Source organism: Caulobacter vibrioides OR37, from assembly GCF_000372645.1.
In the GTDB taxonomy this organism is placed as follows: domain Bacteria; phylum Pseudomonadota; class Alphaproteobacteria; order Caulobacterales; family Caulobacteraceae; genus Caulobacter; species Caulobacter vibrioides_E.
Genome location: NZ_APMP01000005.1, coordinates 165444 through 181622, shown reverse-complemented (window position 1 = coordinate 181622; position 16179 = coordinate 165444). Strand labels below are relative to the sequence as shown.

The 16179-nt window shown below is 66.5% G+C and carries 13 protein-coding genes; 10 read left to right on the top strand and 3 right to left on the bottom strand.

Annotated elements, in window-relative coordinates; all coding sequences use genetic code 11:
• Positions 1-106: 106 nt before the first annotated feature.
• Both OR37_RS06900 and OR37_RS06895 read left to right on the top strand, forming a co-directional pair.
• Positions 107-673, top strand: a complete 567-nt coding sequence (locus tag OR37_RS06900; RefSeq protein WP_004617419.1) for a hypothetical protein — start codon at positions 107-109, stop codon at positions 671-673.
• Between the two features lie 109 nt (positions 674-782).
• On the top strand, positions 783-1313 hold the full coding sequence (locus OR37_RS06895; protein WP_004617417.1) for a hypothetical protein: 531 nt from the start codon (positions 783-785) through the stop codon (positions 1311-1313).
• Between the two features lie 106 nt (positions 1314-1419).
• On the opposite strand, the gene ubiB is transcribed toward OR37_RS06895, so the two are convergent.
• Entirely contained in the window at positions 1420-2928 is a 1509-nt protein-coding gene (ubiB, locus tag OR37_RS06890; RefSeq protein ID WP_004617416.1) for a 2-polyprenylphenol 6-hydroxylase, read from the bottom strand.
• Positions 2929-3078: 150 nt separating this feature from the next.
• Positions 3079-3837: a class I SAM-dependent methyltransferase gene (locus tag OR37_RS06885; RefSeq protein ID WP_004617414.1), complete on the bottom strand. Its 759-nt coding sequence runs from the start codon at positions 3835-3837 to the stop codon at positions 3079-3081.
• An 83-nt stretch (positions 3838-3920) separates the two neighbouring features.
• Here OR37_RS06885 and mutM point away from each other — a divergent pair, with 83 nt between their 5' ends.
• The 4 genes from mutM to dnaA all read left to right on the top strand — a co-directional run bounded on the left by mutM (position 3921) and on the right by dnaA (position 7969).
• The gene (gene mutM, locus OR37_RS06880; RefSeq protein ID WP_004617410.1) at positions 3921-4784 is read left to right on the top strand and encodes a bifunctional DNA-formamidopyrimidine glycosylase/DNA-(apurinic or apyrimidinic site) lyase; all 864 of its coding nucleotides are present in this window, start codon (positions 3921-3923) and stop codon (positions 4782-4784) included.
• An 81-nt stretch (positions 4785-4865) separates the two neighbouring features.
• Complete coding sequence (locus OR37_RS06875) at positions 4866-5654, top strand: enoyl-CoA hydratase (RefSeq protein ID WP_004617409.1); 789 nt, start codon at positions 4866-4868, stop codon at positions 5652-5654.
• Positions 5655-5800: 146 nt separating this feature from the next.
• Positions 5801-6076: a 30S ribosomal protein S20 gene (rpsT, locus tag OR37_RS06870; RefSeq protein ID WP_004617408.1), complete on the top strand. Its 276-nt coding sequence runs from the start codon at positions 5801-5803 to the stop codon at positions 6074-6076.
• A gap of 405 nt (positions 6077-6481) precedes the next feature.
• Positions 6482-7969 carry a chromosomal replication initiator protein DnaA gene (gene dnaA, locus OR37_RS06865; protein ID WP_004617407.1) on the top strand — a complete coding sequence of 496 codons (1488 nt, stop codon included), beginning with the start codon at positions 6482-6484 and terminating at the stop codon, positions 7967-7969.
• 90 nt (positions 7970-8059) lie between these two features.
• On the opposite strand, the gene OR37_RS06860 is transcribed toward dnaA, so the two are convergent.
• Complete coding sequence (locus tag OR37_RS06860) at positions 8060-8680, bottom strand: alpha-ketoglutarate-dependent dioxygenase AlkB (protein WP_035017049.1); 621 nt, start codon at positions 8678-8680, stop codon at positions 8060-8062.
• Positions 8681-8773: 93 nt separating this feature from the next.
• On the opposite strand from OR37_RS06860, the gene OR37_RS06855 reads away from it, so the two are divergent.
• From OR37_RS06855 to rhuM, 4 genes are all read left to right on the top strand, one after another.
• Positions 8774-11461, top strand: coding sequence for a M1 family metallopeptidase (locus OR37_RS06855; RefSeq protein WP_004617405.1), 2688 nt, complete (start codon positions 8774-8776; stop codon positions 11459-11461).
• Positions 11462-11793: 332 nt separating this feature from the next.
• Entirely contained in the window at positions 11794-13695 is a 1902-nt protein-coding gene (dnaK, locus tag OR37_RS06850) for a molecular chaperone DnaK (protein ID WP_004617404.1), read from the top strand.
• A 161-nt stretch (positions 13696-13856) separates the two neighbouring features.
• A complete protein-coding gene (gene dnaJ, locus OR37_RS06845) occupies positions 13857-15011 on the top strand; it encodes a molecular chaperone DnaJ (protein ID WP_004617402.1) in 1155 nt (384 codons plus the stop codon).
• Between the two features lie 60 nt (positions 15012-15071).
• A complete protein-coding gene (rhuM, locus tag OR37_RS06840; RefSeq protein ID WP_004617400.1) occupies positions 15072-16112 on the top strand; it encodes a RhuM family protein in 1041 nt (346 codons plus the stop codon).
• The last annotated feature ends 67 nt before the right edge of the window (positions 16113-16179 follow it).

Here is a 16179-nt window from a genome sequence, read left to right as displayed (position 1 = left end):
CTTGGGCCTCAACGCCAGAGGAAAGCCGCCTTGAAGATAAGGACTCGACTCTCGTTCCACTTTCGTTCAATAAACGTCCAGGTAGAGTTATGGGGCGGATACGATCATGAAGGTTGTTCGACATTTCGCGCTCGCCGGCTTGGCGATCCTGGCGGCGGCCACGCTGGCGGGCTGTGACAGCGGGGCTTCGGCGGTCAAGGCGCCCAAGGGCGGGGACCGCGCCGAGACGCGCTCCGAACCCGGCGGCGCGGCCTCGACGGAAACTGGCGGCGGCGAACGAAGCCGTCGAAGCGATCCGCGCGACGCGCCGGTGAAGCTGGTGGCGGGCAAGCCCTATTGGGCCGCCAACCGCACCCGCTCGGCCGAGGAGAACGCCCAGCGCTCGTTCGAACGCAACGGCGCGACCTTCGGCGCCAAATCGACCGACGACTATGTCGCCAAGGTGCACGCCTTCGTCAGCGACCCGCCCAAGGGCGCCCAGACCCTGAAGCGGGCCAATGGCGACCTGCTGATCTACGATCCCAAGGGCAATGTCTTCGCGGTGGTCTCTCGCGACGGCGCGCCGCGCACGATGTTCAAGCCCGACGAGGGCGCCTCGTACTGGGACGAGCAGAAGGACCGCGAGAACAAGCGCGCCTCGGCGGCCAAGAAGCGGGACGAGGCGGAGGGATAGGGGGGGGCACTGCGTAGCGGTCCGCTTGTCGGCGCTGAACTGAAGGGCGTTAGCGACCCTAGTCTGACCCTGCTTATGTCGGCTATCGGTAACGCAAACGGGAGCAACCATGAGCTTTGAGAAACGCATAGCGTCAATCCACCCCGCGCTTCTCACCATCGTCACTGTCGCGGGCTCGCTTTTCTTCAGCGTCTTCACTGCTAGCACTGATGACCCGCTTGCCTATCGGGCATTCATCGCTGTGATCTTTTTCGCGTTCGTCGCTTTGGGTTTTCTTTGGCTCTGGTCCATCTACGCCGTCGCGTCGGTGCAGGTGGGCGCCACGGCGAAATGGACTATCGCGTTCCTCTTGACGCCCCTTCTGCTGGCCGCAGGCAAGTTGCTACTCGGAGACAATTCGACAGGCAGTGAAGGCATCCCGGCGATGCTTTTGCGGTTCGCTAGCGGCGTCTTGTTTATAGCCTGCGTCTGGAAGGCAGCTGAGGCTTTTGAGATCGCGCTCAGCGGTAAGGGCGCGCCTATAGGCAAGATAGGTGGAACCGCAGTGTTCCTCTTCTTCTCCATCATAGGCGCTTGGGCGCTGCGCGAGAGGATTCTTGTTCTCGTCGCTAGCGCGCCGTCTACGAGGCAAACGGCTTAGGTCCGCTCCCCACCCCGAGTTGACGATCGCCGCAGCCGCTTCCGGCGTTGGCGTCGGTGTTTCCTCGTCGCTTAAAGTCAGGGAAGTTTGTAGCTGGCGATGGGTGTCACCGCGCCAGCAGCATTCCCGCCGCGAACGCCGCGCCGGCCGTGGCGGCGCCGGTCAGGAACCATAGCAGCGGCCAGGCGCGCGGGCGTTCGGTCTTGGCCGGGGGCTCGGACGGTGGGGCTTCGGTCAGGCGGGCCAGGGCCTTGAGGGCGCGCAGGGCTTCCTCGGCGAAGTCGCGCATCTTGGCGGCGGGCGAGAGCTCGCGGCCGATCCAGCGGCGCACCACCGGGTCGGCGGCGGCCCACAGGTCGTGGGCGGGGTCGATACGGCGGGCCACGCCCTCGACCGTGACCATGGTCTTCTGCAGCAACACCAGCTCGGGCCGCAGGGCCATGTCGAACAGGGCGGTGATCTCGAACAGCTGGGCCAGCAGACGCCCCATCGACACCTCGCGCGCGTCGCGGCCGAAGACCGGCTCGCCGACGGCGCGCAGGGCCTGGGCGAAGGCGTCCATGTCCTGGTGGGCCGGGACATAGCCGGCGTCGAAATGGATCTTGGCGATCCGCGCGTAGTCGCGGTTCAGGAACCCGTACAGGATTTCAGCCAGGTAGCGGCGTTCGCCCGGACCCAGGCGACCGATGATGCCGTAGTCGACGGCCGTGATCGCGCTGGGCGCGGCGACGAACAGATTGCCCTCGTGCAGGTCGGCGTGGAACAGGCCGTGGTCCAGGGCCTGGGCCAGGAAGCCGCGCGTGACGTTCTCCGCCAGGGCCTTGCGGTCCAGGCCCGGCAGCTCCAGGGCGCCGGGGTCGGAGAGGGGGACGCCCTCGGCCCAGGTCAGGGTCAGGACGCGCTTGCCGACGCCCTCCCAGACGACGCCCGGCGCGCGCATGTAGGGGTCGAAGGCCATGGCCTCGCCCAGCTCGGCGCAGCCGGCGGCCTCGAAGCGCAGGTCCATTTCCAGGTCGAGTGCTCGGATCACCACCTCGACGAACTGGGTCGGCTTGAGGCGGCGCGAGGCCGGCGCCAGCGTTTCGGCCAGGCGCGCGGCCAGGCGCAGAACAGCGCTGTCCCGCTGCACCTGACGCTCGACGCCGGGACGCAGCACCTTCACGGCGACCTTGCGACCGTCCAGCAGCGTGGCCGGATGAGCCTGGGCCAGGGAGGCGGCGGCCACCGGCTCGCCGATCTCGGCATAGATCTCGCCCAGCGGCTTGCCGAGGTTACGGGCGATCTCGGCCTTGGCGACCGTCAGGGGGAACGGCGCCAGGCGGTCTTTCAGGTGGGCCAGGTCGTCGGCGAAGGCGGCGCCGAAGATGTCGGCCCGGGTCGACAGGAACTGGCCCAGCTTGATCGCCGCCGGACCCTGCTTTTCCAGCACGGCGGCCAGGCGCTGACCTGGCCGGCCGCGCTTGGCGGCCGGGCCCCTGAATAGGCGCAGGAACCGTCCCGCCCAGCGCGCTGACGGCGGCAGCAGCGGCTCGACCTCTCGCGGGATCAGGGCGTCGGCTCGGACCAAGGCCCAGCCCGCGCTGGTCAGGCGGAAAAATGCGGAGAGGCGGATCACTTTACGCGCCTCTCTTTCAGCCGACCTTCCCGGCGAACGCCGGGGCCCAGATCCAGCCGGGGCGCGGAGCAATCCTGGCGTCGCCCAGCCCTACGATCTTGGCCCCGGCATTCGCCGGGGAGATCGGGAAGAAAAAAGGCCATAAGCAAATCAGAGCGCCCAGCCCTGGTGCAGAGCGGCGACGCCGCCGGTGAAGTTGGTGTAGCTGACCCGCTTGAAGCCGGCGTTTTCGATCATGCTGGCGAAGGTCCGCTGATCGGGGAAGCGGCGAATGCTTTCGACCAGGTACTGATAGGCGTCGCGATCCTTGGCGACCCACTCGCCGACCTGCGGGATGACCTTGAAGCTGTAGGCGTCATAGGCCTTGGCAAGGGCCTCGGTCACTGGGCGCGAGAATTCCAGGCACAGGAAGCGACCGCCGGGCTTGAGCACCCGGCGCGCCTCGCGCAGGGCCGCGTCGATGTCGGTGACGTTGCGAATGCCGAACGAGATCACATAGGCGTTGGCGTAATTGTCCGGCAGCGGCAGGCGCTGGGCGTCGCCGACGGTCCAGGTGATCTCCGGCTCGCCGCCGCGCTCGATGCCGGCCATGATCATTTCGGCGTTGTAGTCGATGATATTGATCGTCGCGTCGGGCCCGCCGCGCCGCTCCTGGGCGCTTCGGGCCATCTTGGCGAAGCGACGGGCCATGTCGCCGGTGCCGCCGGCGCAGTCGATGATGATCTCGCCGGGCTGCGGGTTCAGGCGCGCGGCGACCGCGTCCTTCCACAGGCGATGCACCCCGCCGCTCATCAGGTCGTTCATAATGTCATAGTTCTTGGCGACGCGGTCGAAGACCCCGCGCACCAGGCCCGCCTTCAGCGAGGCGTCGACGTCCTTGAAACCGAAGCTGGCGGAGGCGTTGCTCATGACGTTATTGGGCCGTGCTCTCTATATGAACGTCCGCTCTTAGCCCGCGCCAAGCGTCGCGTCATCGCCTTAAGGAATGATCCTTGCCCGAATTGCCCGAAGTCGAGACCGTTCGCCGAGGCCTGGAGCCAGCTTTCGCCGACGCGCGCCTGGCCCGTGTCCGCGCCAATCGGCCCGATCTCCGCTTCCCCTTGCCGGAGGGTTTCGTCCAGCGCCTGACGGGCGCGAGGATCCTGCGCCTTGATCGCCGCGCCAAGTACCTGCTGGCGCCGCTCGACCGGGGCGACACCTTGGTCATGCACCTGGGCATGACCGGGCGGTTCGAGATCGCGGCGCCGGAGGGCGTCCGGCGCCCGGGGGACTTCGCCCATCCCGTTTCGCCGGACGACAAGCACGCCCACATCGTCTTCGAGACCGAAGCCGGCGCCGTGGTCACCTATTACGATCCGCGCCGGTTCGGTTTCATGGACCTTGTCCCGACCGATCAGCTGGCGCGCCACGCCTGGTTCGCGGCCATGGGGCCCGAGCCGCTGAGCGCGGATTTCGACGCCGGTGTGCTGGAAAAGGCTTTCGCGGGCCGCAAGCAAGGGCCCAAGACCCTGCTTCTGGATCAGCGCACCGTCGCGGGCCTTGGCAATATCTATGTGTGCGAGGCCCTGCACCGCGCGCGCGTCTCGCCGTTCAAGCCCTCGGGCGAGATCGCGCCGACGCGTCTTTCGCCCCTGACCGCGGCGATCAAGGATGTGCTGGCCGAGGCGGTGGAGGTCGGCGGCTCGACCTTGAAGGACTTCGCCGCCGCCGACGGTGCCCTGGGCTATTTCCAGCACCGCTTCCGTGTCTATGACCGCGAAGGCGAGCCCTGCCCGACGACGGGCTGCAAGGGGGTCATCGCCCGAGAGGTCCAGGCCGGTCGCTCGACGTTCTTCTGTCCGGTGTGCCAGGTCTGAAAGCTCGGCCGGAACGTAAGGGGAGGCTCCCCAAGCGCGACGGTGTCTTTATAACGGACTCTCCAAGCAGGAGACCCCGTGATGGCCGCGTACCAGACCCTGATCGTCGAAGCCCCCGAGCGCGCGCCAGGCGTCGCCCTGATCCGCCTGAACCGGCCCGAGGCCTTGAACGCGCTCAATACCGCGCTGCTGGCCGAGCTCGCCGAGGCCCTGGCGGCGGCTGAAGCCGACGACCAGGTGGGCTGCATCGTCCTGACCGGCTCGGCCAAGGCGTTCGCGGCCGGCGCCGACATCAAGGAGATGTCGGACAAGACCTACGCCCAGATGTTCAAGGCCGACTTCTTCACCGCCGGCGCCCGCGCGGTGGAACGGTGCCGCAAGCCGATCATCGCCGCCGTCGCCGGCTACGCCCTGGGCGGCGGCTGCGAACTGGCGATGATGTGCGACATGATCATCGCGGCCGATAGCGCCAAGTTCGGCCAGCCCGAGATCAATCTCGGCGTCGCGCCCGGCATCGGCGGCACCCAGCGCCTGACCCGCTTCGTGGGCAAGTCCAAGGCCATGGACATGATCCTGACCGGGCGGATGATGGACGCCGCCGAGGCCGAACGTTCGGGCCTCGTGTCCCGCGTCTTCCCGGCCGACGGTCTGATCGACGAGGTTCTCGCGATCGCCGCGAAGATCGCGGCTCAGTCGCCGCTGGCCGTGGCGATGAACAAGGAGCTGGTGCAGGCCGCCTACGAGACGACCCTGACGACGGGCGTGGCCCTGGAGCGTCGCCTGTTCCACTCGCTGTTCGCGTTCGACGACCAGAAGGAGGGCATGGCGGCCTTCGTCGAGAAGCGGAAGCCGACGTTCACGGGGACGTAATGGGAGCGGAATCGTTTGCTTCGTCCGGACCATCGGATTCCTGCCTGTGGACCGTTGACCCCGGCCGGCGCTTCCCGTATATCCGCGCGCTCGATTTCAACTGCTTCGCGGCCGCCCGCGGGCTGTCCGTTTGAAGGTCCTACCGCATGGCCAATAATCCCGGCGCCAAGAAAGCGATCCGCAAGATCGCTCGTCGCACCGAAGTCAACACCGCTCGCCGTTCGCGCGTGCGCACGTTCCTGCGTAAGTTCGAAGACGCCATCGCCAAGGGTGACGTCGCCGTCGCCAAGGCCGCTTTCGTGGAAGCTCAATCGGAGCTGATGCGCGCGGTCTCGAAGGGCGTGGTTCACCCCAATACGGGCTCGCGCAAAGTGTCCCGCCTGGCGGCGCGCCTGAAGAAGCTGGATAAGGCCGCCGCCTAGTCCAGATTTTGGACGAACGCTGTTCGTCCAACCTTTTCAAGTATTTAAAAAAGCCGGTTGAGCGCGCTCGACCGGCTTTTGCTTTGGATCAAAGGTCTTAGCGCTGTCGTTGCAATCTGTGATCTGAGTAGTCGGCGGCGCTATTCCCTTGCGGGGCGAGGGGCGCTCGCGAGTCAACAGAAATATCCGCGATCGGACGCAAGTTTTCCGTTTGACCGGCGGGGGCCGCTGGCTAGTTTAAGCGTCTCAACGCTTCTCCAGTCTTGGAAAAAACAAGGCGGCGGCGGACCGATCGTGTTCGCCGGGTAAGAACCTGTGTGCGTTGAGGAAACCGGCCGAGCGCCATGGGGGGCGGCGGCTGATGTGTATGCGGCGGTTCGTTTTTTTGTACGAGGCGGTGGACGAATGACGATGAAGGGCGGGGTGGCCAGTCAGGACTTCTCGGCGACGATCGCGACGGCTTGCGAGCCGGCGCCGGGCGTATGGTCGAAGGTTTGCGTGGCTTTGAAACGCGAGCTGGGCGACGCGGCTTTCGGGTCGTGGATCGCGCCCGCGGCGTTGCGCGAGGCCGCGACCGGTGATGTCGTCGTCGTGACCCCCACGGGCATCGCTCGCGACTGGATCCGTCGCAGCGCCTGGCGCCGGATCGGCGAGCTGTGGGCCGCCAACGACGCCATGGGTCGCCGTATCGACCTGAAGTCGCGTCTTGAGTTCGAGGCCTCCCGGGAAGGGGCGGCGGGCGCCTATGTCGAGGCCGCGCCCAAGGCCGCGCCGACTCCGGAGCCCATCGAGATCGTCCTGCCCGTTTCCAGCGACGCCCCCGCGCTGGCCCCGACCGGCGCCAAGTCCCCGCGCACCCAGGGCCTGCAAGAGCGCTTCACCTTCGAGACCTTCGTGCCCGGCCCGGCCAACGAGTTCGCCCACGCCGTGGCGCGCCGGATCGCCAACTGGGCCGACGGTCACTTCAACCCCGTGCTGTTCCATGGCCCCTACGGCTTCGGCAAAACCCACCTGCTGAACGCCCTGGCCTGGGAAGCCATGCGCAACGCGCCGGAAAAGCGCGTGGTCTATCTGACCGCCGAGCGCTTCCTGTCGACCTTCGTGCGCGCCGTGATGGATCGTCAGACGGCGGCCTTCAAGGAAGAGCTGCGCGCCGCCGACCTGCTGATCATCGACGACGTGCATTTCGTGGCCGGCAAGCAGTCGACCCAAGAAGAGCTGTTCCACACCCTGACCGCCCTGGTGGGCGAAGGCGGCCGCGTGGTTTTCTCGGCCGACCGCCCGCCGTCGGCCATGACCGAGATGGACGCCCACCTGCGCTCGCACCTGTCGGCGGGTCTGGTCTGCGGCCTGGAGCCGGCCGACCGAAACCTGCGCCTGGGCATTCTGGAACGGAAGATCCAGACCCTTTCGGCCGCGCAAGGCTTCGAGCCGACCATGCGTCCCGAGGCGATGCAGTTCCTGGCCGACCGCTTCACCGACAGCGTCCGCGAGCTGGAAGGCGCGCTGAACACCCTGTCGGCCCGCGCGGGCGAGGGCCTGTCGCGCCTGACCCTGGACGAGGTCCAGGCCATCCTGCGCCCGCACCTGCGTTCGGGCGAGAAGCGCATCACCATCGACGACATCCAGAAGGCGACCGCCGAGCACTACGGCATGAAGCAGGCCGACCTGCTCAGCGAACGCCGTAACCGCGCCGTGGCCCGCCCGCGCCAAGCCGCCATGTGGTTGGCCAAGCAACTGACCACGCGTTCGCTGCCGGACATCGGCCGCCGCTTTGGGGGCCGCGACCACACGACGGTGCTGCACGCCGTGCGCCGCATCGAAGCCCTGCGCGCCGAGGACAGCGCGTTGAGCCAAGACCTGGAGACCCTGACGCGCAAGCTGCGGGGTTGAGCCGGGTCCAGGTTTTCAAAGGGTTCGAACGGAAATGGCCGCTCCGGAAGGGGCGGCCTTTTTCCTTTTATGGCTCAAGGGGCGATGGCGTCAGGCCACGCGCCGCGCCCGACGAAGCGTCAGATTGATCCGGCCGCCGCCGGGGACCAGGCTCGACGAACCCGGCAGGATGCGGTCCACGCCGTGGAAGGCCAGCCGCGCCGGACCCGACAGCCGGCAGACGTCGCCCGAGGACAGGCGTAGGGAGCGCGTCGGGTCCTTACGCGATGTCCCGCCGATCCGGAACACCGCCGTGTCGCCCAGCGAGATCGACAGCACCGGAAAGCGCGGATCGGCCTCGTCGCGGTCCTGGTGCAAGCCCATGCGCGCGTCGCCGCGATAGAGATTGATCAGGCATGAGTCCGGGGGTGTCTCCGGATCGCCCAGTTTCGCCCAGAGATCGAGCAGCGCCTGGGGCATGTCCGGCCAGACCCCGCCGGTTCCGGGATGGCGGTCGGCATAGCGGTAGCCGGCGCCGTCGCTGGTCCAGCCCAGCGGGCCGAAGGCGGTCATGGCCACGCTCATCGCCTTGCCATAAGCCGTTTCATATTGGGCGAAGGGCGCGCGTTCGGCGGCCGCCATGACGGCCTCGACCAGATCCCGTTGCGCGGGAAGGTCCAGCAGGCCGGGCCACAGGTCGAAACCGGGTGTTATCTCGAGCGATCGAAACATTACTGAAATTTAACGCGCGACATTTTGTCAGACGGTGTTGGTTTGCGCGTCCGGCTGAGGGGGCCGGACGAATTTTCCACATTAGGACCGAACATGCGTCGTCTCATGTCTTCCGCGGCCGTCGCCGTGATGTTGTTCGCCGCCGGGAGCGTTTCCGCCGCTCCGGCCGCGAAAGCCGCCGCCGCGAAGGCCAAGCCCGTCGCGAGCGCGGCCGCCGCCGGTACGCCAGGCGCCACCTTCGCCTCGGTGACGAGCCAGCTGCCGCGCAACGTCCGCCCGTCGCACTATGATCTGGCCTTTACGCCCGACCTCGACAAGCTGACCTTCACGGCTCAGGTGAAGATCGCGATCGAGGTGGTCGAGCCGACCGCCACCGTCACCCTGCAAGCCGCCGACCTGACGTTCGACAAGGTGTCCATCGCCGGCGTGGGCCAGGCGAAGGTGAAGGTCGACGCCGACGCCCAGACCGCCAGCTTCACGTTCGACAAGCCGCTGGCCAAGGGCAAGTATGTCCTGGCGATCGATTACGCGGGCAAGATCTACAAGCAGGCCGCCGGCCTGTTCGCCCTCGATTACGAGACCGAGGCCGGCAAGAAGCGAGCGATCTACACCCAGTTCGAGAACTCGGACGCCCGTCGCTTCATTCCTTCGTGGGACGAGCCGTTCTACAAGGCCACCTATAGCGTCGAGGCGACGATCCCCACCGGCCAGATGGCCCTGAACAACATGCCGATCGCTTCGTCCAAGGATCTGGGCAACGGCAAGACGGTGGTCAAGTTCGCGACGTCGCCGAAGATGTCGACCTATCTGCTGTTCTTCGGCCTCGGCGACTTCGACCGCGCCTCGGTCAAGGCCGGCGGCGCCGATGTCGGCGTCGTCACCAAGAAGGGCGACATCCCCAAGGCCCAGTTCGCGCTGAAGTCGGCCGCCGAGATCCTGCCCTGGTACAACGACTATTTCGGAACGCCCTATCCGCTTCCGGTGCTGGACAACATCGCCGCCCCCGGCCGCAGCCAGTTCTTCAGCGCCATGGAGAACTGGGGCGCGATCTTCTACTTTGAATACGCCCTGCTGCTGGATCCGAAGATCTCGACCGAGACCGACAAGCAGAACGTCTTCACCACCGTGGCCCACGAAATGGCCCACCAGTGGTTCGGCGACCTGGTCACCATGGCCTGGTGGGACGACCTTTGGCTGAACGAGGGCTTCGCCTCGTGGATGGAGGGTCGGGCGACCGAACACTTCCACCCCGAATGGAACGGCGCCCTGGAGGCCGTCGGTGGCCGCGAGGCGGCGATGAGCGTCGACAGCCTGGCCACCACCCACCCGGTGGTCCAGCACGTCGCGACGGTCGAGCAGGCGAGCCAGGCGTTCGACACCATCACCTACCAGAAGGGCGAGGCGGTCATCCGCATGCTGGAAAGCTATGTCGGTCATGACGCCTGGCGCGACGGCGTGCGCGCCTACATGAAGAAGCACAATCACGGCAACACGGTCAGCGACGACCTGTGGAGCGCCGTCGAGGCCTCGGCCAAGAAGCCGATCAAGGCCATCGCCCACGACTTCACCCTGCAGCCGGGCGTGCCGCTGATCACGGTGACGGGCGCGACCTGCGCGGCGGGCAAGACGACCCTGACCTTCACGCAGGGCGAATTCAGCCGCGATCATCAGGACAAGAAGCCGCTGGCCTGGCGCGTGCCAGTGACGGTCAAGGCCCTGGGCGGCGGCGAGGCCAAGACCCTGGTCGTCGGCGGCAAGGGCTCGGTCACGGTGGCGGGCTGTGGCCCGGTCGTGGTCAATGCCGGCCAGGCCGGCTATTTCCGCACCCAATATGGTCCCGAGCGCTTCGGGAAGATCGCCGCCAACTTCGCCAAGCTGCCGGCGATCGACCAACTGGGCTTGATGACCGACTCGTGGTCGATGGGCCTGGCCGGCTACCAGCCCGCCACCGACTTCCTCGACATCAGCAAGATGGTCCCGGCGGACGCCGATCCGCTGGTGCTGTCGCGGATGGCGGGCACCTTCCTGGGGATCGACGGCTACTATGAAGGTCAGCCGGCCGAGCGGGCGGCGTTCCGCAAGTTCGCCATCGCCCGCCTGCGGCCGCTGCTGGCCAAGGTCGGCTGGACCGCCAAGCCCGGCGAGGCCGACAATATCGCCATCCTGCGTAACGACCTGATCGGCGTGCTGGGCGGGCTGGGCGATCCGGACGTCGTCGCCGAGGCCACCCGACGCTTCAACGCTTCCAAGACCGATCCGTCGGCCCTGCCCGGACCGCTGCGCCGGACCATCACCTCCGTGGTGGCCAAGCACGCCGACGCCGCGACCTGGGACGCGATCCGCGCTCAGGCCCAGGCCGAGAAGACCCCGCTGATCCGCAACCAGCTCTACTCGCTGTTGGCCTCGGCCGAGGACGAGACCCTGGCTCAGAAGGCGCTGGACCTAGCCCTGACGCCGGAGCCGGGCGAAACCCTGTCCAGCTCGATGATCTCGGGCGTGGCGCGCAACCACCCGGACATGACGTTCGACTGGGCCGTGGCCCACAAGGACGCCGTCAACGAGAAGGTCGACTCCAGCTCCCGCACCCGGTTCATCCCGGGTCTGGGCGCCAGCTCGTCGAACCCCGCCATGGCCGACAAGATCAAGGCCTATGCCGCGGCCAACCTGGCCGAGGGCTCGCGCAAGGAAGCCGAAAAGGCCGCGGCCGGGGTGCTGAACCGCGCCAAGATTCGCCAGCAGCGTCTGCCGGCGATCACCGCCTGGGTGGCCAAGAACGGCTGATCCTCGGCCGTTCGGGGATCTTCCCGCGATATCAAAGGCCGCGCCCGCGAGGCGCGGCCTTTTTTCGTCGCCGCCAGCCCAGATTCCCCCTCGCCGCGAGGGGTTATGGCCTTGCACCGTCGCGGCTATCCCCCATATCCGCTGCGAAGCGGGGTTGACGGGTTCGTCAACTTCGAACAACGCATTCTGCCCGCTCGGTTTTCGCCGGGCGAACAGGATTTGGATCAACCACTAGAGTACGAACCCCACTGGGGACGGAGCGAGAAAAACCGGGGCGCTTCCGAGAAGGCCCTTGTCACCGCCGTCCGCCTAAAGGAGCGACAGGTACGAAGATGAGCAAGATTATCGGCATCGACCTTGGCACCACGAACTCGTGCGTCGCCATCATGGACGGCAAGAACCCCAAGGTGATCGAGAACGCCGAGGGCGCTCGGACCACGCCGTCGGTCGTGGCCTTCCTGGAAGACGGCGAGCGCCTGATCGGTCAGCCCGCCAAGCGCCAGGCCGTGACCAACCCGACCAACACCCTGTTCGCGATCAAGCGCCTGATCGGCCGCAACGCCAACGATCCGGTGGTCGAGAAGGACAAGGGCATGGTGCCCTACGAGATCGTCAAGGGCCCGACCGGCGACGCCTGGGTCAAGGCCCACGGCAAGGACTACAGCCCGCAGGAAGTCTCGGCCTTCATTCTGCAGAAGATGAAGGAAGCCGCCGAAGCCCACCTGGGCGAGCCGGTGACCAAGGCGGTCATCACGGTTCCGGCCTACTTCAACGACGCCCAGCGTCAGGCGACCAAGGACGCCGGCAAGATCGCCGGCCTGGAAGTCCTGCGGATCATCAACGAGCCGACCGCCGCGGCCCTGGCCTATGGCCTGGACAAGGACAACAACAAGAAGATCGCCGTCTACGACCTGGGCGGCGGCACCTTCGACGTGTCGATCCTGGAAATCGGCGACGGCGTCTTCGAGGTGAAGTCGACCAACGGCGACACCTTCCTGGGCGGTGAAGACTTCGACCTTCGGATCGTCGACTACTTGGCCGACGAGTTCAAGAAGGAGCAGGGCGTCGACCTGCGCAAGGACAAGCTGGCCCTGCAGCGCCTGAAGGAAGAGGCCGAAAAGGCCAAGAAGGAGCTGTCCTCGACCGCTCAGTACGAAGTGAACCTGCCGTTCATCAGCATGAACGCCTCGGGTCCGCTGCACCTGAACATCAAGCTGTCGCGCGCCAAGCTGGAAGCCCTGGTGGACGACCTGATCGCCAAGACCATCGGTCCGTGCGAGCAGGCCCTGAAGGACGCCGGCCTGAAGAAGAGCGACATCGACGAAGTCGTTCTGGTCGGCGGCATGACGCGCATGCCCAAGGTCCAGCAAGCCGTTCAGGACTTCTTCGGCCGCGAGCCCCACAAGGGCGTCAACCCCGATGAAGTCGTGGCGCTGGGCGCGGCCGTTCAGGCCGGCGTGCTGCAAGGCGACGTCAAGGACGTGCTGCTGCTGGACGTGACCCCGCTGACCCTGGGCATCGAGACCCTGGGCGGCGTGTTCACCCCGTTGATCGAACGCAACACGACGATCCCGACCAAGCGCTCGCAGACCTTCTCGACAGCCGACGACAATCAGTCGGCCGTGACGATCCGCGTGTTCCAGGGCGAACGCCCGATGGCCGCCGACAACAAGATCCTGGGTCAGTTCGACCTGGTCGGCATTCCGCCGGCGCCGCGCGGCGTGCCGCAGATCGAGGTTACCTTCGACATCGACGCCAACGGCATCGTCCAGGTTCACGCCAAGGACAAAGCGACCAACAAGGAGCACTCGATCCGCATCCAGGCCAACGGCGGCCTTTCGGACGCGGACATCGAGCGGATGGTCAAGGAAGCCGAGGCCAACAAGGCTCAGGACGAGCAGAAGAAGAAGGTGGTCGAGGCCAAGAACCAAGGCGAGGCGATCCTGCACTCGACCGAGAAGGCCCTGGCCGAGCACGGCGACAAGGTCGGCGCGGCCGAGAAGACCGCGATCGAGACCGGGATCGCCGATCTGAAGTCGGCGCTGGAAGGCGAGGACGTCGAGGCCATCCAGGCCAAGACCCAAGCCCTGATCCAGGCCTCGATGAAGCTGGGCGAAGCGATGTACGCGGCCCAGCAAGGCTCGGCCGAGGGCGGTGAAGCCCACGCCGCGGACGATGGCGTCGTCGACGCCGAGTTCGAGGAAGTCGACCACAACGACAAGCCGGCGCACTAAGCCGCCATGCGCGCGCCGCGGAACATTCGCGATAGCCTTGTTCCGCGGCCGCGACCTCTTGTCTCGACGCCCGAAGACGCCTTGCGCCGGGCCGAGCGCTATCCCACCTCTTCCCCTATCAACGCCACTTTCGTGGGCCTTTTGGGCGCCAGACGCTGACGATGCGCGACTATTACGAAATTCTCGGCGTGACCCGGACCATCGACGAAGCTGGTCTGAAGTCCGCGTTCCGCAAGCTGGCGATGGAACACCACCCCGACCGCAACGGGGGGTGCGAAAACGCCGCCGGCCGGTTCAAGGAAATCAACGAGGCCTACAGCGTCCTCTCCGATCCGCAGAAGCGCGCGGCCTATGACCGCTTTGGCCATGCCGGGGTCAATGGCCAGGGCGGCCAAGGCGGCTTCGGCGGCCAGGGTTTCGACGCCAGCGACATCTTCAACGACGTCTTTGGCGACGTGTTCGGCGAGATGTTCGGCGGTGGTCGCCGGCAGTCGAACGGACCCCAGCGCGGCCAGGATCTGCGCTATGATCTGGAGATCTCCCTCGAGCAGGCCTATGCGGGCGCCGAGGTCGAGATCCAGGTGCCCGCCGCCATGACCTGCGAGGTCTGCGAGGGCTCCGGCGCCAAGCCGGGCACCAATCCCACGGTCTGCGGCACGTGCGGCGGCGCGGGCCGCGTCCGGGCCACGCAAGGCTTCTTCGCGGTCGAGCGCACCTGCCCCCGCTGCGGCGGCTCGGGCCGCATGATCCTGGACCCCTGCGCCAACTGCCACGGCCACGGCCAGGTGCGGCGCGAGCGCACCCTGTCGGTGCGCATCCCGGCCGGCGTCGACGACGGCGCCCGGATCCGCCTGGCCGGTGAGGGCGACGCCGGCGCGCGCGGCGGCCCGCGCGGCGATCTCTACATCTTCCTGTCGGTGACCCCGCACGAGCTGTTCGAGCGCGACGGCCTGGACCTGCTGTGCACCGTGCCGGTGCCGATGACCACGGCCGCCCTGGGCGGCGAGATCGAGGCCCCCTGCCTGCTGGGCGGCGAGGCCTGCGACGGCGAGTGCAAGATCTCGGTCCAGGTTCCGGAAGGCGCCCAGACCGGCAAGACCGTCCGCCTGAAGGGCAAGGGGATGCCGTCCCTGCGCAGCCGCCAGCGCGGCGACCTGGTGGTCGAGCTGTTCGTCGAGACCCCGACCCACCTGTCGGCGCGTCAGAAGGAACTGATGCGCGAACTGGCCGGTCTTTGCGGCGAGAAGCAGAACCCCAAGTCGGCCAACTTCGTCGGCAAGGCGAAGAGGTTCTGGGAAGAGGTTACGGGGAACTAGGGCGCTAGCGGTTCCCTGAAAGTTGTTCTACTCTTGTTCTCGTTCTGTTGAGCGAGACACATGAGCAACGAGTCCGATATCGCCAAGCCTGTCCGTCTTGTCGAGGACGCTGATACGGGAGCCCGGTTCCTAGTTTATGGGACCGAACGCGGGGTTCGCGTGGAGCTCCACTATGACGGCGAAGCGCTCTGGATGACTCAGGCGCAGATGGCGCAGCTCTTCGGGCGTGATCCGTCCGTCATCTATCGTCACGTCGCCAACATCCTTGAGGAGGGTGAGCTCAGCGAGGCGGATAACTTGCAAAAAATGCAAGTAATTGGCGCCGGGCGCCCTGGGACGCTCTACAGCCTCGATATGGTGATCTCGGTCGGCTACCGGGTCAGCTCCGCTCAAGCGACGCTGTTTCGCAAATGGGCGACGGGCGTCCTAGTCCGCTTCGCCACCAACGGTTTCGTGGTCGATGCCGAGCGGCTTAAGGCGCCGGAGGATCAGGATCGCGTCCGCGAGCTTCGCGAGATCATCCGCGATATCCGCGCCTCCGAGGCGAACGTCTACGCCGAGCTTCGCCGGATCTGCGCTATGTGCCAGGACTACGAGCCTAACTCACCGGTGGCGCTCCAATTCTATCAGCGGACTCAAGCCAAGCTCTTCTATGCGGTGGTCAACCACACGCCGTCCGAGGTTCTCGGCGAGCGGGCGGACGCAAGCGCGCCCGACATGGGACTCCAAAGTTGGCCCAAGGATCAAATCCGGCAGGTCGATGCGATTGTCGCCAAGAACTACCTGACGCCGATTGAGTTAAAGGAGCTCAACAGGCTGACGGACATCCTGCTCAGCATCTTCGAGGACCAGTTGGATATAGGCCGTCTGGTTCTGATGGAGCAGGCCTCACAGCTGCTGGACCAGCAATTGGTCAGCCTCAATCGTGTCGTGTTGAACCATGGCGGGTCTATCCGCCATGAACAGGCGGAAGCTCGGGCCAAGGCGGAATACAAGCGGTTCGACGAGGCGCGCAGGCTGGCGCGGAAGGAAGAGGCGGATCGCGCGCTGACTGAACTCAGGGCAACCGACAAGGCTCTGCCCAAGCCTCGTCGGCGCTGAGAGACCTTCATTCAGAAATGGGTGGCCTTCCGTCCCCTGAAAACCTTAACGCCGCCTCTTAACGCCA